Source organism: uncultured Rikenella sp. (genome assembly GCF_910579375.1).
Lineage (GTDB): Bacteria > Bacteroidota > Bacteroidia > Bacteroidales > Rikenellaceae > Rikenella.
Map to the genome: position 1 here is coordinate 1 of NZ_CAJTUJ010000009.1, position 22,149 is coordinate 22,149.

The window sequence follows — 22,149 nt, forward strand, 5'->3', positions numbered from 1 at the left end:
ACCGACAGGAGGAGACTGCCCTCGGGCCGGGCAGGCCCCGCGTGCCCGCGGTGGGCAAATGGCCGCCTCAGCCCAACTCTTCGTTCGCGCGCCTGCGCGATTCATCCATATTCGGCTAACCGCCGAAATAGTTGAATCGCTCCTTTAGGCGGCGGCACGCGAGCAACTGAAAAGTAATAACGGCCGCGCGCCATGACGCGAACGCGTCGGCCAAGCGGGCCACACTGAGTAAGGCAGAGAGAGCCCTAACAATACACCCTATGGGGCATGGACGGAAAATGCTGACGCATTTCTACTGCCAGCTTCTACCCCCGTCTTTGTTCGCGCCCCTCCACCCAGCTATTTCCGCAACTGAATCCGTTCCAAACCTCCCGATTGCGCCTCCAGACGCCGTACCTGAGCCGTTCCATCCTCCTCCGCCGACCATGCTTCGGCATACGCCAGCCCTGCTCCCACCAACTCGCCACACTCATCTACATAACCATACCGCCCCTCGCGCCACACCACCGCAAAACCATGATCGAACTCCCCCATCCCCTCATATTCCAACGGCACAACCACCCGCCCCGTACGATCCAGACACCCGTGCCACCCTCCCCGATCGACATAGGCATACCGAGAACCATCCCACGATAAATCGTCATACACCGCCTTGATCACCACCTCCCCCTCCCGGTCGATCAGTCCCATCCTCATCCCCTCGCCCACCGCCGCCCGCACCGCGACCGGAGCACGCCCCTCGCTGAAATCGTCCGCCCACAGATAGCGAGCCTCTACCACCGTGCTCCCCTCCTCGTCCAGAAAGCCGAACCGACCGTTCCGCACCACCAGCCGCCGCCCCTCGCACAACCGCCCCTCCGTAAGTTCATCGCACGCAACCGGACAATCCGCCGGATCCGAGACCGGACGCCACGCCATCGGATAATAAGTCCCCGTTCCGTCATGCCGAAAAACATAAATCTCATCCTCCAGCAACTCGCCGTACCGCCCCGCTCCGGCATACCCCGCCGTCGTCGTAAAACAAGTCAATTCAACCGGTCGCCCCTCCCGCACGACCCGAAAAGTCACCCGACCCGTCCCCACCGTGTAATCCGGTTCGCCCGCCCGATCCGTCACCGCCGCAATCCCCGCCAGCGTAGCGAAACGGCCCGTCGGATTGGCCACCGCTTCGAGGTAGTCGGTCGTCGAAGGAAATAGGAATTTCTCTTTGTCGTTCATACCAACAAATCGGAAGTTGCCGTGCCGATATTCATCATCCGCACGAGGTCAGTCATATTCGCCCGATAAGCCATTCCGCGCACCGCCATCCCCTCGCCGCCCGTCTCACGTCCCGTCAGCCACGCGATCTCGTCGCGATACAAATCCGGCATCGGGCTCGAAATATCGAAAAGCAGCCGCGCATACCGCTCCTCAGGCAACTCCTCCGCCACAGCCGGAAAGAGTACCGGTTCCGCCTCGGCCGCCGAGATATGCACATTCATCAACAAAACCGAACCGTCCATCGTCCCCAGCGAACGCAGCCGTTCGGCCGCTGCCGCCACCTCGCGCGCCGTACCGTCGGTCGCCTCGCCGTCGGTGATGTGGATGACCGTGGGCGGATAACAAGGCCTCCCTTTGTGCCTGTCACACCACTGTTTCAGCAACTTATAGACCACTCCGAAAGCCGCGACCATCGGCGTATTCCACTCCGAAGCCGGTTGCACCCACACCCGTTCGCGCACCACGGTAGCCACCTGTCGTCCATCGGGCAACGTCCGGAGCCGCTGCACATCGCGCGTAGCGACCGGATTGTCGGCCAGCTCTTCGGGCCGCAAAAAGTATCGTTCGCCCACCGTCGGAAGCAGCGACCGCACCTCCGACCCGGAATACCCCATCACCGCCAGATCGTAATAAGGCTGATATCCGCCGTCGCGACGCGTGCGGGCAATCAGCTCCGCCAGCAGCGCGTTGATAGCCGTCGCCACCGCTTCGGCTTTGGTCACCGTCCGACCGTTCCATCGGGTAGGTTCGGACATCGAGCCGGACTGATCGACCAGCAGCACGACAGCCGTGGGACACTCTTGCGTAATGCGAGCCAAATAACTCATCGAACAAAAAAATAAGAGACGAATGGTTCCGACAAATATACTCTTTTTTGTCGGCAACCATCGCCTCTCAACCACGTAAAATCGATTGATTAAATGAAGATTAGAGACTCATCCAATCGTCAAATTAATGACTTTTATCATTGAAAATATTTTGTTTCATCACCGAAATTCGCCCACTCGCCTCCGCAATTCTCGCCCGCGAGATACGCCCTTCGCAGACTGCCTGAAAAATCAGTTCAATGGTCCGAGCGGTCAAATCCGGTTCGAAAACCGGGCCGTTATTTCCGACAATTATCATATCCACCCCCGCATTGACCGCCCGTTCGACCGCCCCGCCCAAGGTATAATGTTCCGTAATCGCCCCCATATTCAGGTCGTCGGTAATCACCAAACCGCGATACCCCAGCTCGCCGCGCAACACGTCGGTCACCCACCGCCGCGACAACGAAGCCGGCAGCGTATCCACCCCGCGATGCACCAAATGGCCGACCATCACGAAATCGGCATAACCATCTTCGCCGATCAACGCACGATAAGGGGCCAACTCCCGCTCACGTTCCCACGTCCGCGTGATATCGACAAGCCCCAGATGGCTGTCGGCGCGCGAACTACCGTGCCCCGGAAAGTGTTTGAGGGATGTCCGCACCCCCTGCCTGTGCAAAGCATCGATCCAGATCCGCGCATGGGCGACCACCTTCTCCGGATCGGCCGAGAAGCTCCGCTCCACAGCTCCGACAATCGGACAAGCCGGATTGACATTCACATCCACGCAAGGGGCGAAATCGACATTAATCCCCGCCTGCCGACAGCTTTCGGCCGTCCGCTCCGCCCACAGCCAGGTTGTATCCGGCCGATCGACCCGCCCCTGATAAGCCGCCGAAACGCTCTTCGGAAAACCGTATGCCTGTTTCAAACGGTTCACCCGTCCGCCCTCCTGGTCGATCGCGATGAAAAGTTCGGGATGCCCCGCCTCGGCCGCCAGCCGTTGCAGGTCGGCGCTCAGCTGCTGCAACTGTTCCGGCGAACGCACGTTGCGCCGATTGACAGCCGACGGCACGTCGCGGTCGAAATAGATCACACCGCCGATCCCCAGCCGCTGCACGGCATCAGCCACCTTATCGGTGACGGTAAATCCGCGAAAACCGGCGATAATCATTTGGCCGATCTGCCGCCTCAGGAGGCTGTCTTCCGCCTGCCGGGCCCGAGCTTCGCCCAATCCGAAAAGCGAGAGCAAAGCACTAAAAAATAGAGCAATCGAGGTTCTCATGCCGACGGTTCGAGTTTGAATCGGATCCGGAGCCGCCCGCTCTCCGGATCATAATCGGTGGAAATAATGCGCAACGAACTGATTTCAGCCGTATTAGCCACGTGTTCACCGATGCAGAGGCAGCGGTCGTAATCTCCGACCTGGACGACACGCAGTTCGGCTACCTCAGCGGCTTCGACAGGCAGATGCGACAAGTCGAACTCGGCCGCAGCCGCAGCACGAGAGACCGTCTCGAATGTCACCTCCAGACGCTTGGCAATCTGCTCGTTGACAGCCTGTTCAACAGCATCAGTCTCCTCCGATGTGAGATTCCGCCCGACGTTCCGGAAATCGAAATCGACTTTCGATTTTTTCCGTTCCAGATGGGTGGTGACGGGTCGCCCGCACCCGAACATCCGCCCGATGCTACCGCTCAGGAGGTGCTCGGCGGTGTGCATCTCGCGGGGATATACTTTTTCGCTCATACTAATTTTCGAAATTTATCGAGGGGAGAGGAGATAAGGGGATGCAATGAAGAAGAGTGCTTCAATTTTCAAGTATCGATCGGTCTCGCCCCGGGCTTCCGCCATCCGGGTACGGGTACACTGAACGGAATGGGCAATCACGGGGCCTGTTGGTCGTCTACCGTAAGTTTGCACTACGGTCAATACATGGATTTCAACACCTTTTTCTTCTACACCAGTCGTGCACTCAATCGCAGTCACGGTATTCCGTTGCGTTGCCTCTCGGAATAAACAGAAGCACGGCGTCTTTTAATGGCCGCCTCGGCCCAAATAACCGGCAACCTCTACCCTATTTTGTGTGACCTCGGTGGGGCGGACGCCCGGGAGGTATCGCAATTTTTGACGCGGAGCGGTGTGTTGCGGGCCGCCCGTGGGCAGGCGGCCGGCCCGCGCGACCCAAAGGGTCGCAAAAGCCCGGACAACAGTTCAACCTAACTCACAGCCCAAAGTTCGCCCCCATGCTCAGCCCAGCGCGGCGGGAAAACCGGCTACGGTTTTCCCGCCCAAAACAGGCACGTCCCCAAGCTCGCCCCAGTTCTCCGCCCCGTGTCAGCCTCACTGCGGCTCCGCTTGCGCTCCGCCGCGTTTATCGTCGCCCGCTGGGATTTCATCCCGATTTTGCTCTCGCAAAATGAGTGAAATCCCTCTTTTACGCGGGCGGGCGACGGATTTTTGCGTGAGATCGAAATTTTTCGCGCGCCTGCACAATTCATCTATATTTGGCTCATGCCAAAATAGTTGAATCGCTCCTTTAGGCGGGGCACGCGAGCAACAGGAAAGTAATAACGGCCGCGCGCCATGACGCGAACGCGTCGGCCAAGCGCCACACATCCCGTGGACGGGAAATGCTGCGCATTTCCACTGGCAGCCTCGGCCCAATTCCTCGCCCCGTTCTTTGTCCGCGCGCGGATTAAGAGGCCGCCTTGCCCCCTAATCATTAAAGACGAACCCGTCCCCTCAAAAAGCGACTACTTAAATATCAGTTTGAGAATATCATTACCATTGGCCAGAATAATGATGCCGAAGACGATGATCATCCCCACCACCTGCGCCCGCTCCATAAACTTATCGCTCGGCGCACGGCCCGTAATCATCTCGTACAGGATGAAAACCATATGCCCCCCGTCCAGCATCGGAATCGGCAGGATATTCAACACCGCCAGCATAATCGAGATCAGAGCCGTAATCTGCCAGAACGACGCCCAGTCCCAATAGCCCGGAAAGATATTCCCCATCGCGATAATCCCCCCTACCGACTTATATGCCTCCGTATCCGGCGAAGCGATGAGTTTCAACTGTTTGAGATAGCTTCCGATCGAAGTGAACGCCCGTCCCGTCCCGACCGGTATCGACTCCCAGAACGAGTACCGCCGCGTGCTCACCGTATAGACATCCGTCACCGAAACCGCTCCCAGCCCCACACCGATCTGTCCCGCATCGCTGACCGGCACCGCCGCCGTCATCCGTTCGCCGCCGCGCACGAACGCCACCTGGAGCGTATCCCCCTTGTGCTGCATAAACGTGTCGCGGAACTGGTCGAACCACCGCATCGGCACCCCGTCGACCGCCACCAGCGAGTCTCCCGCCGCCAGCCCCGCCGCCTCAGCCCCGCTGCCCGTCGCCACGCGCCCCACCACGAACGGCGACCGCAACATAATGAACTCCTTGTCCTTGAGCATCGCCTTAATGTGCTTCGGATCGATCACCACCTGCACCGGCTCGCCATCGCGTTCGACAGTCACCTCGCGCGCCTCGTCCAGCAGAATCATCGCCGGCACCTGCATGTAGTTGTCCACATATTCTCCCCCCACCGAAAGAATCTTGTCTCCGTTGCGGAACCCCACCTCCTGGGCCACCTCGCTGAAGGCGAAACCGTCGGTCACATCTTTCGTCTTGATATAAGAATCCCCCCAGGCATACGTAATCCCGATATAGATCCCGATCGCCAGCACGATATTCATCAGCACCCCGCCCACGATAATCAGCAGCCGCTGCCACGCCGGTTTCGACCGATATTCCCACGGTTGAGGTTCGCTTTTGAGCTGGTCGGTGTCCATCGACTCGTCCACCATCCCCGCAATTTTGCAATAGCCCCCGAACGGCACCCATCCCATTCCGTACTCCGTCTCGCCTATGCGGAACTTGAAAATCGAGAACCACGGATTGAAAAAGAGATAGAATTTATCGACCCGTGCGTGAAAAATCTTGGCAAAAAGAAAGTGACCGAACTCGTGCACCAACACCAACAGCGAAAAGCAGACGATCACCTGACATACCTTGATGAAAACCTCCATGCGTATAGAACCTTATTTTTTCGATTATCCTTTTATGACAAATTCCGGCAGCAACTCCCGCCGGACATAATCCCTCACCCGGGCATCGCACGCCTCGTAACTTTCCAACGTCCGCACAGGCCCCTCCGGACATAAGCCCCCGCCCGAAACCGATGCCTCCAGCGCCCGCCGAACCACCTTATATATATCCGGAAACCGGATCCTTCCCTCCAGAAACTCCGCCACCGCCATCTCGTTGGCCGCATTCATCACACACCCTCCCCCCTCGCCGTACCGTCCCTCCAACACCTCGTAAGCCAACCCCAAAGCCGGATATTTCTCCCCGTCCGGCGCATCGAAAGTCAGCCCGCCGCACAACGCCGGTTCGAAAGCCACCGCCCCTTCCACAGACAACCGATACGGAAAAGTCAACGCATACTGGATCGGCAGCCGCATATCCGGCACCCCCAGCTGCGCCTTGAAAGCCCCGTCGTCGAACTCGACGAACGAATGCACCACCGACTGCGGATGAACCACCACGTCGATCCGATCCCCCGGCAGGTCGAACAGCCACCGCGCCTCGATCACCTCGAACCCCTTGTTCATCATCGTGGCACAATCCACCGTAATTTTGCGCCCCATCTCCCAGCACGGATGCTTCAGAGCATCCGCCGCCGTCATCCGGGACAATTCCGACAACGGAGTATCCCGAAACGCCCCGCCCGACGCAGTCAGCACCAGCCGCTTCACTGACTGTGCCGCCTCACCCACCAGACATTGGAAAATGGCCGAGTGTTCCGAATCCACCGGAATAATCGGCGCCTGGCATCGCCTCGCCTCCTCCATCACCAATCCGCCCGCCACCACCAGAGTCTCCTTATTGGCCAGCGCGATCTTCTTCCCCGCCCGAATCGCCGCCAGCGTCGGCGCCAGCCCCGCAAATCCCACCATCGCCGAGACCACCGTATCCACCCCCGACGACACCACCGAAGCCGCTGCCGCCTCCGCCCCCGCATAGACCTTGATCGGCAAGTGTGCCAAAGCGGCCGAGAGCGGCTCATAATACCGTTCGTCGGCAATCACCACGGCATCGGGTTCGAACTCCTCCGCCTGCCGGGCCAGCAGCTCCCAATTCCGATGGGCAGCCAGCATCTCGACCTCGAAGAGCTCCGGCCAGGCCCGCACCACCTCCAGCGTCTGCGTCCCGATCGAGCCGGTCGACCCGAGCACCACCAGCCGCTGACGCCGCGTCTCTTTCCTGTTATCCTCCACGGCTGCCACTTAAAATGCGATATAGTTTTCCGGATCCACCGGCGTTCCGTTGTACCACAGCTCGAAAGTCAGGTGCGGAATCTTGTTGTCGATCAGCCGGTCGGTCACCGCCACCGGCTCGCCCGCCCGGATATGCTCGCCGGTGGATTTCATCGCCTTAGCGACCTGTTTATAGACCGAGACCATATTCCCCCCGTGCTGCACCACGACGATATTCCCCGTCTCCGGATTCCAGGCATCGAGAATCACCGCTCCGTCCAACACCGCCAGCACGACCTGATTGGGCGCCGGAGCGATCTCCACGCCGAACATCCCGTTCTTGGGCGAGAACGACCTGGTAATCACCCCCTTGACCGGAGGCAGCATCTCGAACGTCACCTCCGACCGGGATCGATTCTCGCCGCTCTCGCGCAGGCGATAAGACGACCCCTCGTCGGTCATCTCCGCGCGCAACACCGAGTCGAGCCCGATGCGCGCCGAAACCGTCCCCTTCACCCCCTGTCGCCGCAACGTGTCGCCCGCATCGAGCGACAAGACCTGCCCGTCCAGAATCTTGGCCAGTCGCCCGTGGTAGTTCTCCCACCGCCCCACCTCGGCGGAGAGAGAGTCGAGTTTCATGATGTTAGCGATCAGCGCCTCGCGCGATTTGCTCCCGGGATAACCCGGAATCAGGTCGAGCACCGGCGTATAGGCCACGGTGGCCAGCACGGCGAAAAACAGGACGAGCAGCAGCGCCACCGCCGCGAGCACCAGACTGATGCGGCTGATGAAAACGTGCCAAATCTCGCGTCCGGTGCGGACGTTCCGCAGCGAAAGTTTGTTCCGCTCGCGCAGATAGCCGACGATATCTTTGAGTTTCATAGACGAGTTTAAGCGTAGTGCAAAGATAGGCTTTTTCCATCGATTCCGGGCGACCGGTTTTTCGTTTGTTTTGTACATTACGGAGCTGGCCGCTCGTCCGCAGCTCCGGTCGGCCGAAATCCGAAAACGATTTGCAATCGGGCGGATGGATAATTAAGAGGAAATAGTATATTTGTAGCAACAACCCGAAAGGATCAAATTTGTCAAAAGATATGAAACCCACACTTTTAGTACTTGCAGCCGGCATGGGCTCCCGCTACGGATCGCTCAAACAGATGGACGGCATCGGGCCGAACAAGGAGGCGATCATTGACTACTCTGTGTACGACGCCATCCGGGCGGGCTTCGGGAAGGTCGTTTTCGTCATCCGCAGCAGCTTCGGAGCTGAGTTCAAGGAGGTTTTCAGCGCGGAACGGTTCGGAGGAAAGATTCAGGTGGAATATGTATTTCAGGAGCTGAACTCAGGTTTGCCGGTGGGATACGCCGTACCGGAGGGCCGCGAAAAGCCGTGGGGGACGAACCACGCCCTGATGATGGGCGAAACGGTGATCGGCGAGCCGTTCGCGGTGATCAACGCCGACGACTTCTACGGACAGGACGCGATCGCACAGATGGGGGCCTATCTGGCGGCGCTGCCGGAGGGCTCGGAGGGTGAATACGCGATGGTGGGATACGAGGTGTGCAAAACGTTGTCGGAAAACGGGACGGTGTCGCGCGGAGTGTGCACGATCGACGGGAAGGGGTATCTGGAATCTATCGTGGAACGGACGAAAATCGTGCGACAGCCACTCGACGAAGGGGGAAATATCGTCTACATCGACGACGACGGCTCGCGGCATCCGCTGGCGGAAAATACGCCGGTTTCGATGAACCTGTTCGGCTTCACGCCGGACTATTTCCGGCATTCGACGGAATTTTTCCGCAAATTCCTCGATGACGCTCTGCAATCGGGGAATCTGAAGGCGGAGTTCTTCATCCCGCTGCTGGTGAACAAACTGGTGTCGGAACGGGTGGCGAAGTTGAAGGTGTTGCACACGACGAGCGACTGGTTCGGGGTGACGTACAAGGAGGATCGACCGGCAACGGTACAGCGGGTGCTCGATTTGATCGAGGCGGGGGTCTATCCGCGGAATTTGTGGGGTAAATAATTTTAGTCTTTTGCCCCGGCTGGAACTGTCGCTTTCTTGAAAGAAAGCGACGCAAAGAACTTTCATGATAGCTACGCTACGCCTTAGGCTCCGCACTCCTCAGTCTTTGCGATTGCTTTTGGGTCGGGGCAACGGCGCGCTTGGGGTTTAGCTCGCATTAGCGCGCCGTTCGCTCCCGGCCCAAAGAAGAGTCCAAGAGTTAGGCTGCCGGCAGCTGGAGGGTGCGTTAGCATCCGTCTAAAGTTTTTTTGGTTCTTTTTGTTCACAACCGACGCTGCCAGCGAGAGCAATGCAAACAAAGTTTGCGAATTGCCGAGCGGCGAGGAGGAAAACGAGCGCAGCGAAGTTAAAAAGAACAGTACCCTCCAAGATAAAGACGAGCATTATACACACAGAATGAACGAGATTACACAACAGGTATGGGGTTTTACCCCCTCCGCTCCGGGAGGAGAAGCAGGAGGCGAGCCCGTCATTCTCTATACGATGACCAACAGCAAGGGGGCCAGCGTTCGACTCACCAATTACGGAGCCGCCATCGTGGGGATCACCGTGCCCGACCGGGAGGGACACATGGCCGACGTCGCATTGGGATATGACAAATGGCAATCTTATGTCGCCGACGGGCCTGCCATGGGGAAGAGCGTCGGACGATACGCCAACCGGATCGCCAAAGGGACATTTATACTGGAGGGTAAGACTTATAAACTGGCTGTTAACAACGGGCCGAACCATCTGCACGGCGGGCCGACCGGATTTGCCAACAGATTGTGGGAAGGGCGGGTCGAAGGGAACCGGGTTGTGTTCGGCTACCACTCCGCAGACGGCGAAGAGGGGTACCCCGGGGATTTGTACGTCGAAGCATGTTATGACTGGGACGACGACAACCGACTGGAGATCACCTACTACGCCAGGGTTGAAGGGAAGGCTACGATTGTGAACCTCACCAACCACGTCTATTTCAACCTCGACGGGCACGACCGCGGTTCGGTATTGAACCATGAGCTCACGTTGCATGCCTCGCGCTACCTGCCGACGGACGACACTGCCATTCCGCTGCCGGCAGGGCAGGCACCGGCGCAGGTCGAGGAGACGCCGATGGATTTCCGGACGCCTCATGCGATCGGGGAACGGATCGACGAGCCGTTTCAGCAATTGATCTGGGGGAAAGGATACGACCACTGCTGGGTGATCGATCCCGGCTTGGCGGATGGGAAAAAAACAGTGGCGGAACTCTATTCGCCGGATTCGGGACGGTTCGTCGAAGTGGCTACGACACAACCGGGGATACAGATCTACACAGGGAACTGGCTCGCGGGTTCGCCGGAATCGAAAACCGCAGGCCATTTTTATGCAGACCGGGACGGGGTCGCCATGGAATACCAGGCCTTTCCCGACTCGCCTAATCGGGAAGATTTCCCGAGCGTAGTCTTAAAACCCGGAGAAACTTATGAACAGCATATCGTCTACCGCTTCGGAACGAAATAACTGAAACTCAAAAATAAACCCAAACAAATCGTTATGACGAACAATCAACAAACACAAATCAACTACACGGGGCCGTTCATTACGATGGTCTTCCTGTTCTTCATCGTCGGTTTCCTCACCGTCGTGAACCAGCAGTTCCAGAGCCCGTTGCAGAGCGCCTTGCTCAGCAACGTGGGCGGCATTCAGAACACCCTGGCCGTGATGGTCACCTTCGCCTGGTTCCTCTCCTACCCCCTCACCGGAGGGATCGGAGCCCGGCTCGTCAACAAGCACGGGTATAAGAACACCATGGTGCGAGCCTTGATGGTGGTGGCTGCCGGCTGCGCGATTTTCGAAGCATCGGTATTGCTCCAGAAATATTCGGACGGAGCCGCCATCGCTTTCGGCGAATCGTCGATTCCGTACGCCTACTTCCTCTTCCTGATCGGCGCATATGTCGTGGGAGCCGGGGTTACGATTATGCAGGTGGTGATTAATCCGTATTTGATCGCTTGTAATGTCAAGGGAACCAGCGACGTGCAGCGGCAGAACATCGGGGGCGCTTCCAACTCGATCGGGACTACCCTCGCACCGTTCTTCGTCGGCGGGATTATTTTCGGCGGAGTGGCCGCTGCGGATATCAAACTCGACAGCCTGATCGTACCGTTCCTTGCATTCATCGTGGTGATTCTTGCCGTCGCTTTCCTGATTACGAAACTCCAATTGCCGAACATCGCGAATACCACCGCCGAAGGGGGAGAAAAGCTCGAACGCAGCATCTGGTCATTCCGCCATCTGGTACTCGGGGTCGTAGCGATCTTCATTTACGTCGGAGTCGAAGTTTGCGTGGGAGCGAACCTCGTGATGCACGCCAACTCGGATGCGAGCTGGATCGAACTGGCAGCGACGATGGGTTCGCTCTATTGGGGCGGAATGCTCGTCGGGCGGCTCATCGGGTCGGCCCTGAGCAAAGTGCCGGCACGCACGCAGTTGATCGTAACTTCCGTTGCGGCAGGCTTGCTCGTGATCGGAGGGATGCTGACCGATTGCCTGTGGCTGCTTGTGGCTGTCGGCCTGTTCCACTCGGTGATGTGGCCGTCGACTTTCGCACTGGCGATCAAAGGGCTGGGGAAATACACCTCGGCAGGATCGGGGGCATTGATGATCGGCGTGTTGGGTGGCGGCGTCCTGCCGTTGTTGCAGGGGATGATTGCCGATGCGACCGGATCGTGGGCGGCTACCTGGATCATCGTCATTCTCGGCGAAGCCTACCTGCTCTACTACGCTTTGCTCGGGAGCCGGATTCGGAAACAGGACATGATCGCGGAATAACCCTTATACGAGAGTTATAGCTATGGATATCACCAAAGTACGCGAGAAATTCAAAGAGTTATACGGCACCTCGGGTGCCGTATACACCTCTCCCGGTCGGGTCAACCTCATCGGAGAGCACACCGACTACAACGGCGGCTTCGTGCTGCCGGGGGCGGTGGACAAGGGGATGGTCGCCGAAATCATCTTCAACGGGACGGACAAAGTGCGGGCTTATGCTTTGGATTTGGGCGAAAGTTCCGAATTCGGGTTGAGCGAAGCCGACGCACCGAAAGAACAGTGGGCCAAGTACATCTTCGGCGTCTGCCGGGAACTGACCAAACGCGGGGGGACTATTAAAGGGTTCGATACGGTCTTCTCGGGAGATGTGCCGCTGGGGGCGGGAATGTCCTCTTCGGCGGCGCTGGAGTCTACCTATGCCTTCGCCCTGAACGACATGCTGAACCTCGGCTTCCCGCCGATGGAGCTGGCCAAGGTCGGACAGGCTACCGAACACAATTATGTGGGCGTAAAGTGCGGCATCATGGACCAATTCGCCTCGATCCACGGGAAAGCGGGACACCTAATGCGGCTCGACTGCAAGACCGGCGAATTCCAATACGTGCCGTTCGATCCCGAGGCGCATGGATACAAAGTGGTGCTGATCGACTCGTGCGTGAAACACGAACTGGTCGGATCGCCGTACAATAAGCGGCGGGAGTCTTGCGAACGGGCCGTGCAGGCGATCCAGCAGCGGCATCCGGAGGTCGAGTTCCTGCGCGATGCGCAGCCGGAGTGGCTCGACGAAGTGATCGGAATTATTTCTCAGGAAGACTACATCCGGGCGAAGTATGCGATCGACGAAGTCAAACGGCTTTTGGACGCCTGCGCCGCTCTTGAGGCGGGAGATTACGAGACCGTGGGGCGGAAGATGTACGGCACGCATATCGGCATGTCAGTTCTGTACGAAGTTTCGTGCGAAGAGCTCGACTTCCTCAACGAAGTGGCCAAGGAGTGCGGAGTGACCGGATCGCGGATTATGGGCGGCGGTTTCGGCGGCTGCACGATCAACGTGGTGCCGGCGCCGAAATACGATGCCTTTATCGACACGGTTCGGACGAAATACAAGACAAAATACGGAATCGACTGCAAGGTCTATCCGGTAGTGATTTCGGACGGCGCACGACGGATTTCGGAATAATCCGGACGGCAAAAGAAAAAGAGGGGTGTACCTGCGAGCAGGTACACCCCTCTTCGTAATGCTTACCGGCATCCTACCGGTCGAAATGCTTGTGCAAGTTGCGGAGTTGGAACGCAAAGACACCCATCGAGATCCCCGCCATCAGGAACGAGATGCCGACCCAGATAACGACCGCTTCGATCCCGAAGAAGAGCGGTTGAGCCAGAATCACCACCGAACAGATCAGCAGCAACACCCCGACGAAAACCGTCCATCCGCCGCCCGGTACCCGCATCGACATCAGGTCACTCCCCGAACCGATCAGCCCGAAGCTCCGGAACATCAGCCAAAAGCCGAGGAACAGCGGCAACGTGGCCGCCGAGATAGCCGGATAGCACACCAGCACGATCCCGATCAAGAGTTCGACAATCCCTCCGGCCCACAGCCATCCGCGTCCGATCGCCGGATTGGTGTTCGAAGCGGCCAACGCGATGTTGATCGCCCCCGCCACCAGAATCAGGACGGCGAAAGTAACCGACATCGCCAAATAGCTCACACCGGGGTAGGTGAAAATAATGATTCCGATGACGAACACCGCAATCCCGAGCAGGAGCAGCAGCCACCAGTTTTTCACTGCCACGCGCGAACGTTGCAGGCGATCCATGAAAAGTGTTTGCATAACAGTATAATTTTAATGAACAATTTTTGTCCGTTTTTTTGCCCCGGATAGAACCGTACCTTTTCTGAAGAAAAGGTACCCAAAAGACTTTTGCAGAGGTCGTCCCGTTGGGCCGACCACGTGTTCTCTCCGCCTTGTGCGTTGGGCTGTGGTTTTCAGGCGCGGGCGCATTGGGGTAATACTCGCATTATAGCGCCCCGCCGAGAAAACCCAGCCCAACCAATTAGGCAGAAACGGCCAGAGCATCCCGCAGGGATGCGCTCTAAAGTTTTTCTGGTTCTCTTTGTTCACAACCGACGCTGCCAGCGAGAGCAATGCAAACGTAGTTTGCAAATTGCCGAGCGGCGAGGAGGAAAACGAGCGCAGCGAAGTTAAAAAGAACAGTACCCTCCTAAGCAATAATAAAGGTATCAAAAAAGCGTTCAAGAATTGTGCCAATCGGCAGCAGTCATCATCGTCGAAATGAAAATAAGCCGTATCTTTGTGTGACCGACTATGGAACTTCAGAGCGTAAAACAGCGATTCGGGATTATCGGGAACACCGCCGCCCTGAACCGGGCCTTGGAAGTCGCCCTTCGCGTGGCTCCCACCGACCTGACCGTGCTCATCAGCGGCGAGAGCGGCGTGGGGAAAGAGTTTTTTCCGCAGATCATCCACGCCTACAGCGCGCGGAAACACGGCAATTATATCGCCGTCAACTGCGGCGCCATTCCCGAAGGGACGATCGACAGCGAACTCTTCGGACACGAGAAAGGCTCCTTCACCGGTGCCACCGACAGCCGGAAAGGATATTTCGAAGTGGCAGACGGCGGGACCATTTTTCTGGACGAAGTCGGCGAACTGCCGTTGACCACTCAGGTACGGCTGTTGCGCGTCTTGCAGAGCGGCGAATTCATCCGCGTCGGATCGTCCAAAGCCCAGAAGACCAACGTGCGAGTCGTCGCCGCCACGAACGTCAACCTACGGCTCGCCGTCGAAGCGGGACGGTTCCGCGAAGACCTCTACTACCGGCTCAATACCGTGCCCATCGCCGTACCTCCGTTGCGAGATCGGAAAGGAGACATCCACCTGCTGTTCAGGAAATTCGCCTCCGACATCGCGACCCAATACCACATTCCGCCCGTCACGCTGGACACCCGGGCCCGAGAGATGCTGGAGGAATACCGCTGGCCTGGGAACGTGCGACAACTCAAGAACGTCGCCGAACAGATATCCGCCATCGAAGAACGGCGCGAGATCGGGCCCGAAACCTTGCTGCGTTACCTGCCCGACTACTCAACACCCGGGAGTCTGATGCCCGTGGGGCCGACCGGACACGGCAGCGGAAGCGAATTCGCCAACACCACAGAGCGGGATATCCTGTACAAACTGCTGTTCGACCTGCGGGGCGAAGTATCGGAGCTCAAGGGAATGGTAGCCGAGCTCGCAGCGGCACAACACGGCAGCGGTACGACATCCGGCTATGGGACGGCACTGCCCGTCAAATACACGGCAACGCCGACACTCTACACCCCGGCTACGTCAGAGAACCCCTATATTGAAACCGCAGCAGAGGAGGTGACCGACACGTCGACCGCAACAGTCGACAGCGCGCCGCAGACCAAAGAAGAGGCCCAACGCGAGATGCTGATCCGCGCCCTGCGGAAACACCGCGGAAAACGCAAAGAAGCCGCCCGGGAACTCTTCATCTCCGAACGCACCCTGTATCGGAAAATCAAAGAGCTCGGGATACAGGACAAAGACATTGCGAATGAATAACCACACGAACATGAGACGTTTACGGACGTTGACATATACACTCGCCACCTGCGTAGCGGTACTGCTCACCGCAGGCGGATGCTCCGTGAAATACTCCTTCTCGGGCGCATCGGTCAACTATAATTTGAGCAAGACCGTATCGGTCGCCTATTTCACCAACATGGCCGCCATGGTCGCACCGATTCTGAGCCCGACCCTGACCGACGAACTCACCAGCAAACTGGCCAGCCAGACCCGGCTGCAAGTAGTGCGCGAAGACGGCGACCTCGCCTTCTCGGGCGAAATCATCGGCTACAGCTCCGACCCCGTTTCGATCTCCGGGAACGAATACGCCACGCAGAACCGGCTCACGATTACCGTCCGCGTCAAATTCGTCAACAAAAAAGAGCCGCAGTACAGCTTCGAAAAGACCTTCAGCAACTACGAAGACTACAACACCAATATCCTGCTGACACAGGCCGAAGGGACGCTGATTCCGCAGATCGTCGAAAAACTGGTGGACGACATCTTCAACGAAGCTTTATCCAACTGGTAATCACCCTTTTGCCACCCCCAAAAACCGCTATGGACGAACCGATCGGAGCCTACCTCGACGACTACACCCTGTTGGAACAACCGGGCGTATCGGCGCGTCTGGACGACCTCGTGAAAAGCTATCCGTGGTTCACCCTGGGGCGGTACATGCAGCTGCGCTCGCTGCGGGGAGTCGATCCCGCCGGCTACCACCGGGCTTTACGGCGGACAGACGTGCGACTCTTCATCCATCCCTATCCCACCCTGTTGCTGGCTCCGGTGACGAATGCGACATGGGAAGCGGCGACGGTACAGGGGGAAGATACACATCACCACGACACGTTCGAAACAGGATTCGAATCGGTGCACCAACCGATGCAGTCGGAGACGGACGCCATTATCGACGATTTTCTGAGTACCGAGGGCTGGGGCTCGCGGATCGTGGCAGAGCCTCCCGTGCCGGGTGCGGTGGAAGAGCCGGTAGACATTTCAGTCGCCTCGGTGGCCGAAGACGGTGAAATCGCCACCGAAATATTGGCCCAAATCTATCTGGCTCAGGGGCTTCCGGATCGAGCCATCGAAATTTATTACAAATTAGGCTTGAAATATCCGGAAAAAAACGCTTACTTTGCAGACCTGATTGCAGAAATCCGGGCGGAAAACGGCGATTTCGGAGGCGGAACCGGAGCCTACTTTTGACGCCGGACGCCGGGGCGCATATCCGGAACGCGAACGACGACCATACATTCACACGCATTTCACATACACGACCATGTACGTTTTTTTCATTGTCCTGATTATTATCGCCAGCTTCCTGATTATTCTGACGGTGCTGGCTCAGAATCCCAAGAGCGGGATGGCAGCCAACTTCGGAGCTTCGAACCAGGTGATGGGGGTACGCCAAACGGCCGACTTCCTCGAAAAACTGACTTGGGGGCTTTCGGTGGCGATCGTCGTGCTCAGCTTGGCGGCTACGATGGCCATGCCGCGGGCGGATATCTCGCGGAGCAACGACGCCTTGCAGCAGGCGATCGAGAATCAGGCATCGCCGATCCAGAACCTCGACCTCTCTTCGGGGGTGCCGGCAGCGCTGCCGACCACGGATGGGGCTGAGGCGGCACAGTAGACTGTTATTCCTTCTTCGATATTCCATTATCGGAATCCCTTTTCGTTCACCGGAACGAAAAGGGATTTTTGTTTTCATCCGACCGCCCGAAAACGTTATCTTTGGGGGAAGATATGGCCAAACAAAATTTCAGAGACACCCAACAAGCGGCCGGTCGGATTCTGGCCGAGCTAAAACAAGGCCGGTATGCGCCGCTCTACCTGCTGAGCGGCGAGGAGGGATTCTATACCGACAAGATTTCGGCCTACATCGCCGCCCACGCGCTGAACGACAGCGAACGCGAGTTCAACCAGACGGTCGTCTACGGCAAGGAGACCGACGGGCCGACCGTCGTATCACTTTGCCGCCGCTATCCGATGATGAGCCAGCGACAGGTCGTGATCGTGCGCGAAGCGCAGGCCATGCGCAATTTCGACGCACTGGGCGTGTATGCCCAACAGCCGCTGGCCAGTACCGTGCTGGTGATTTGCTATAAAGGGAAGAGTTTCGACAAACGGTCGGTGGTCTACAAACAACTCGCCGGCTGCCCCGGAGCCGTAGTTTTAGAGGCCTCTACGCCGCGGGACTATGAGATGGAGGGATGGATGCGCGACCTCTTCGCCGCAAGAGGATGCCGTATCGAGCCGAAAGCGATTCAAATGCTGGCAGACCACTTGGGGACAGAGCTGCAAAAGATCGACAACGAAGTCGAAAAGCTCTTCACCCGGCTGCCGGACGGAACGCAGGAGATTACGGCCGCCCACATCGAGCAGAATATCGGCATCAGCAAAGATTACAACAATTTCGAACTGACGCGAGCCCTCTCGGAACGGAACATGGCCCGAGCCCTGACCATCGCCGACCACTTCGCAGCCAATCCGAAAGATAATCCGCTGCCCGCGACGCTCGCCACCCTGTTCCACCACTTCCAACGCATCGTGACCCTCGGGATCGCCCAGTGGGAGAACCGCAAACAAGGGCGACCGGCGATGACCGGCTTGTCGGAGATGGAGATCGCCAGGCTGCTGAAACTGCCCGCCCCGTTTTTCGCCAAAGAGTACATCGGCGCTGCCGCCAACTACCCCAATGCCAAAGTATTTACCATCCTGGGCTGGTTGCGCGAGTTCGACATGAAATCGAAAGGGATGAACGCCGGCTCGGCAGGCGACGGCGAATTGCTCCGTGAACTGATTCTCCGCATCGCCATGCTCTGAACCGGCCGGTTCCCGACCGACGAACGCCCTATCCGAGCGGCACGCCGATCAGCGTCGCCGACGAACAATCCGTAATCAACGCCTGCACGTAATCGCCCGGCAGGAAATTCATCCGCGGCAGAATCACCACCTTATTCTGCGACGTCCGCCCGTAGACCTCGTCCGCCGACCGCTTCGAACGGCCCTCGACCAACACCTCGACATGCCGCCCCACCTCCGCCCGGTTCGAAGCCAGCGACAACTCGTTCTGCAGGTTGATGATCTCCGTCAGGCGCGCCGTCTTCACCTCCTCCGGCACATCGTCCCGCATCGTCCGCTGCGCCTTCGTGTTCGGCCGCTCCGAATATTTGAACATATAGGCGAAAGCATAGCCCGCCTCGCGCATCAGCGACAGCGTCGCCTCGTGATCCTCCTGCGTTTCGGTACAGAAGCCCGCAATCAGGTCGGTCGAGATCGAGCACTCCGGCAGCATGCGCCGAATCGCCGCGATCCGATCCAGATACCACTCCCGCGTATAGCGGCGGTTCATCAGCTCCAGCATCCGCGACGAGCCCGACTGGGCCGGCAGGTGGATCGCCCGACAGATATTCGGATACCGCGCCATCGTTTCGATCAGCTCGTCCGAGAAATCCTTTGGGTGCGACGTCGAAAACCGTACCCGCAGCAGCGGCGACACCTCGGCCACCCGCGCCAGCAGCCCCGCGAAATTCACATCGTTATAATTATACGAATTGACGTTCTGCCCCAGGAGCGTCACCTCGCGATATCCCCGCCCGAACAGATCGCGCACCTCCGCCAGAATCGTCTCCGCATCGCGGCTCCGCTCCACCCCCCGCGTGTACGGCACCACACAGTACGAACACATATTATTACACCCCCGCATAATGCTGACGAAGGCCGTCACCCCGTTCTTATCCAGCCTCACCGGGCTGATCTCGGCATAGGTCTCCTCGCGCGAGAGCAGCACATTCACCGCCTTCGTCCCCCCGGCCGCCTGCCGCACCAATCCCGGCAGCGAACGGTAGCCGTCCGGCCCCACCACGATGTCCACCGCCTTTTCCTGCTCGATGAGCCGATCCTTGAGCCGTTCAGCCATGCAGCCGATAATGCCCACCAACATCCACGGCCGGCGGCGTTTCACCCCGCGGAACTCGGCCAGCCGGCCCCAGATGCGCTGCTCGGCATTGTCGCGGATCGCACACGTGTTGACCAGCACCACATCCGCCTCGTCCAGCGAATCGGTGTAGACGAAACCCGCCTCCTGCATCACGGCCACCACCACCTCGCTGTCGCTCTGGTTCATCTGACAGCCATACGTTTCGATATAAAATTTTCCCTCGCCCGGCTCCCCGGCGAGACGATATTTCGGAGCGCTCATAACCTGCATTTTCGGTTCGACCCGACAAAGATACGCTTTTGTTCGCAGGCCCGCACCCCCATTTCGCTCCCCCTGCCGAAGCGTCGTAACCCCCGCCGCAACAGACATTCCATCGTCTCGCAGGCTCACTCCTTGAGAATCAACCGCTTTATATTTTACAAAAAATTTCGTTTCGCAGTATCATTTTTCAGAAAAAGGTATACCTTTGCACCGGTTTTAACATCACTAACACACATACTTGTCATGAAAAAATTTTTCCAATTCGCTTGCGTAGCCGCTTTGGCTGCCGGTTTCGTAGCTTGCGGCAACGGTGCTGCCAACTCGAACAACACCGACACCACCGCTGTCGTTGAAATGAGCGAAACGATCGTCGTAGATTCAGTAGCTGTGGACAGCGCAGCTTGCTGCGATTCGACCGCAGTTTGCGACTCGACCGCTGCGGCTAAATAATTCGGAGACTCGCATCGTCGAGTCCGGGACCAGCCGCCCCGTTGCGGCCGATTCCTCCATAAAGAGCGTCTCTTCGGTGAAAACCGGAGAGACGCTCCTCTTTTCTGCAGCGAAAAAATCGATTTTGTGCCCGGAAAAACCGTTGGGGCACATCTTTTGCACGACATTCGTTCCATAAACGGCCGCCTCTTTCGGAGGCTGCGGAAACGCCGTTTCCAGTTTGATCGAAATGCACCTCTTGACCGACATACCCTTCATCGGGCCGCAGCTCAGAGCCGACACGGTCGCCGCAGACACCACGGCGTGGTCGGCCCGGCTGGCCGAATCGACACAGCACGCTCCGACCGCGAAATTCTGGGTCGTGCAGGACTTCAGCCAATGGCTCGCCAGTCTGGGGCTCTCGCCCTGGTGGTGCGACGCACTCGCTTTCGTGGTCGTTTGCGCGGGGCTGACGCTCACCGTCTGGCTGATCGACCGGGTGGTCCTGCGTCTCGGGCTCACCTTTATCCGCCGGTGGTCGAAACACTCTCGTCGGGCGATTGTCGGGATTCTTTTTCAGCGTAAGTTCTATCGCCGGGCGCTCTACCTGATACCGCTCGGAGTCATCCTGTTCAGCATCAACACCTTTTTCAGCGGCTTCACCCCCGGGCTGAACGAAACGGTACGGATCGCCACCCGTTGCGCCGTTTTTTTCACCGTGATGCTCGTCTGCTTTTCACTGCTCGACGCCCTCAACGACCTCTACCAGCGGCGGCCCGAAGCACAGCTGCGCTCGATCAAAGGGTATGTCCAGGTGGGCAAAATCCTCGTCGCCTTCATCGTCGCCATCCTGATCGTCGCCGCCCTGTTGCAGGAGAGCCCCGCCCGGCTCTTCGTCGGACTGGGAGCCGCCGCGGCCGTCCTTTCGCTGATCTTCCGGGATACGCTGCTCGACTTCGTCGCCTCGATCCAGCTGGCGGCACAGGACATGCTCCGCCCGGGCGACTGGATCGAGATGCCCGGCAAACAGGCCAACGGCGTCGTGCTCGACATCAACCTCAACTCGGTGAAAGTCCAGAACTGGGACAACACCGTCACGACGATTCCGATCTATTCGATGGTTTCGGAATCCTTCATCAACTGGCGGTGCATGGAGCAGAGCACCGGCCGGCGGTTCACCTGCCGGTTCCGTCTGGACGTCACCTCGATCGCCCGGGCCGACGACGCCCTGCTGCAACGGATCGCCGCCGACCCGCTCACCCAGTCCGAATCTCAGGCCGCCATCGAGCTGGCCCGTTCGAGCAGTCCGCACTACCTGACCAACCTGGCCCTATTCCGGGCCCACATGGAGGTCTGGCTCTTCCGCCATCCGCAGCTGAACCCTCGGCTGCTGACCTTCGCCCGCTACCTGACCGAAGTGACCGAGACGGGGCTCGTCTTCGAGGTCTACGCCTTTACCCGCAACACCGAGAGCGAGTACGCCTACGACACCGTGCGGCGTTCGACGATGGAGTACGTGATGGCCTGCCTGCCGTTGTTCGGCCTGCGGATGTTCCAGCGGCCATCGGGACTCGACGTCGACGAGATCGGCCGCGACGACCGGCAGCCGGGTTCGAAAACGAGTTAGAAAAGGGGCAGGCACCCGATGCACTGTTACGGAAAAAACAGTAACTTTGTCCTCAGTGCTTACCAACTTATAACTCGATC

At 58.5% G+C, this 22,149-nt stretch carries 21 protein-coding genes; 12 read left to right on the forward strand and 9 right to left on the reverse strand.

The genetic code is table 11. From position 1 onward, the window contains the following. Positions 1-339 precede the first annotated feature (339 nt). The 4 genes from QZ302_RS01975 to QZ302_RS01990 all read right to left on the reverse strand — a co-directional run bounded on the left by QZ302_RS01975 (position 340) and on the right by QZ302_RS01990 (position 3,818). Entirely contained in the window at positions 340-1,218 is an 879-nt protein-coding gene (locus tag QZ302_RS01975) for a WG repeat-containing protein (RefSeq protein ID WP_294591885.1), read from the reverse strand. Further along, positions 1,215-2,087, reverse strand: a complete 873-nt coding sequence (locus QZ302_RS01980; RefSeq protein ID WP_294591886.1) for a vWA domain-containing protein — start codon at positions 2,085-2,087, stop codon at positions 1,215-1,217. Before QZ302_RS01980 ends, QZ302_RS01975 begins: the two co-directional genes overlap by 4 nt. A 124-nt stretch (positions 2,088-2,211) precedes the next feature. Next, positions 2,212-3,354 (reverse strand): glycoside hydrolase family 3 N-terminal domain-containing protein, encoded by a 1,143-nt coding sequence (locus QZ302_RS01985; protein ID WP_294591888.1) that lies wholly within the window; start codon positions 3,352-3,354, stop codon positions 2,212-2,214. Continuing rightward, complete coding sequence (locus QZ302_RS01990; RefSeq protein WP_294591890.1) at positions 3,351-3,818, reverse strand: hypothetical protein; 468 nt, start codon at positions 3,816-3,818, stop codon at positions 3,351-3,353. Before QZ302_RS01990 ends, QZ302_RS01985 begins: the two co-directional genes overlap by 4 nt. A 129-nt stretch (positions 3,819-3,947) precedes the next feature. On the opposite strand from QZ302_RS01990, the gene QZ302_RS01995 reads away from it, so the two are divergent. Continuing rightward, positions 3,948-4,088 (forward strand): hypothetical protein, encoded by a 141-nt coding sequence (locus QZ302_RS01995; protein WP_294591892.1) that lies wholly within the window; start codon positions 3,948-3,950, stop codon positions 4,086-4,088. A 737-nt stretch (positions 4,089-4,825) separates the two neighbouring features. Here QZ302_RS01995 and rseP read toward each other — a convergent pair. From rseP to QZ302_RS02010, 3 genes are read right to left on the reverse strand one after another with little or no spacing between them, the layout of a single operon-like run. Continuing rightward, positions 4,826-6,151, reverse strand: coding sequence for an RIP metalloprotease RseP (gene rseP / locus QZ302_RS02000; RefSeq protein ID WP_294591894.1), 1,326 nt, complete (start codon positions 6,149-6,151; stop codon positions 4,826-4,828). Between the two features lie 24 nt (positions 6,152-6,175). Then, positions 6,176-7,402 carry a 1-deoxy-D-xylulose-5-phosphate reductoisomerase gene (dxr, locus tag QZ302_RS02005; RefSeq protein WP_294591896.1) on the reverse strand — a complete coding sequence of 409 codons (1,227 nt, stop codon included), beginning with the start codon at positions 7,400-7,402 and terminating at the stop codon, positions 6,176-6,178. Between the two features lie 9 nt (positions 7,403-7,411). Further along, positions 7,412-8,263 (reverse strand): peptidoglycan DD-metalloendopeptidase family protein, encoded by an 852-nt coding sequence (locus QZ302_RS02010; RefSeq protein WP_294591898.1) that lies wholly within the window; start codon positions 8,261-8,263, stop codon positions 7,412-7,414. A 212-nt stretch (positions 8,264-8,475) separates the two neighbouring features. Between QZ302_RS02010 and QZ302_RS02015 the strand changes: the two genes are divergently transcribed. From QZ302_RS02015 to galK, 4 genes are all read left to right on the forward strand, one after another. Continuing rightward, entirely contained in the window at positions 8,476-9,411 is a 936-nt protein-coding gene (locus tag QZ302_RS02015) for a nucleotidyltransferase (RefSeq protein WP_294591900.1), read from the forward strand. Positions 9,412-9,807: 396 nt separating this feature from the next. Further along, positions 9,808-10,896: an aldose epimerase family protein gene (locus QZ302_RS02020; RefSeq protein ID WP_294591902.1), complete on the forward strand. Its 1,089-nt coding sequence runs from the start codon at positions 9,808-9,810 to the stop codon at positions 10,894-10,896. Between the two features lie 33 nt (positions 10,897-10,929). Beyond that, positions 10,930-12,207 carry an MFS transporter gene (locus tag QZ302_RS02025; protein WP_294591904.1) on the forward strand — a complete coding sequence of 426 codons (1,278 nt, stop codon included), beginning with the start codon at positions 10,930-10,932 and terminating at the stop codon, positions 12,205-12,207. 22 nt (positions 12,208-12,229) lie between these two features. Continuing rightward, positions 12,230-13,387, forward strand: a complete 1,158-nt coding sequence (galK, locus tag QZ302_RS02030) for a galactokinase (protein WP_294591906.1) — start codon at positions 12,230-12,232, stop codon at positions 13,385-13,387. Positions 13,388-13,460: 73 nt separating this feature from the next. On the opposite strand, the gene QZ302_RS02035 is transcribed toward galK, so the two are convergent. Beyond that, positions 13,461-14,045 (reverse strand): DUF308 domain-containing protein, encoded by a 585-nt coding sequence (locus QZ302_RS02035; RefSeq protein WP_294591908.1) that lies wholly within the window; start codon positions 14,043-14,045, stop codon positions 13,461-13,463. Between the two features lie 495 nt (positions 14,046-14,540). Between QZ302_RS02035 and QZ302_RS02040 the strand changes: the two genes are divergently transcribed. The 5 genes from QZ302_RS02040 (at position 14,541) to holA (ending at position 18,635) form a co-directional block, all read left to right on the forward strand. Next, positions 14,541-15,803, forward strand: a complete 1,263-nt coding sequence (locus QZ302_RS02040) for a sigma-54 dependent transcriptional regulator (RefSeq protein ID WP_294591910.1) — start codon at positions 14,541-14,543, stop codon at positions 15,801-15,803. Positions 15,804-15,813: 10 nt separating this feature from the next. After that, entirely contained in the window at positions 15,814-16,338 is a 525-nt protein-coding gene (locus tag QZ302_RS02045; protein ID WP_294591912.1) for an LptE family protein, read from the forward strand. 29 nt (positions 16,339-16,367) lie between these two features. Further along, positions 16,368-17,015, forward strand: a complete 648-nt coding sequence (locus QZ302_RS02050) for a hypothetical protein (protein ID WP_294591914.1) — start codon at positions 16,368-16,370, stop codon at positions 17,013-17,015. Positions 17,016-17,088: 73 nt separating this feature from the next. After that, complete coding sequence (gene secG, locus QZ302_RS02055; protein WP_294591916.1) at positions 17,089-17,442, forward strand: preprotein translocase subunit SecG; 354 nt, start codon at positions 17,089-17,091, stop codon at positions 17,440-17,442. Positions 17,443-17,555: 113 nt separating this feature from the next. After that, entirely contained in the window at positions 17,556-18,635 is a 1,080-nt protein-coding gene (gene holA / locus QZ302_RS02060; RefSeq protein WP_294591918.1) for a DNA polymerase III subunit delta, read from the forward strand. A 28-nt stretch (positions 18,636-18,663) separates the two neighbouring features. On the opposite strand, the gene miaB is transcribed toward holA, so the two are convergent. Continuing rightward, positions 18,664-20,013: a tRNA (N6-isopentenyl adenosine(37)-C2)-methylthiotransferase MiaB gene (gene miaB, locus QZ302_RS02065; protein ID WP_294591920.1), complete on the reverse strand. Its 1,350-nt coding sequence runs from the start codon at positions 20,011-20,013 to the stop codon at positions 18,664-18,666. Positions 20,014-20,256: 243 nt separating this feature from the next. On the opposite strand from miaB, the gene QZ302_RS02070 reads away from it, so the two are divergent. Beyond that, positions 20,257-20,463, forward strand: coding sequence for a hypothetical protein (locus QZ302_RS02070; protein ID WP_294591922.1), 207 nt, complete (start codon positions 20,257-20,259; stop codon positions 20,461-20,463). A 229-nt stretch (positions 20,464-20,692) separates the two neighbouring features. Continuing rightward, positions 20,693-22,069: a mechanosensitive ion channel family protein gene (locus QZ302_RS02075; RefSeq protein ID WP_294591924.1), complete on the forward strand. Its 1,377-nt coding sequence runs from the start codon at positions 20,693-20,695 to the stop codon at positions 22,067-22,069. Positions 22,070-22,149: the final 80 nt, after the last annotated feature.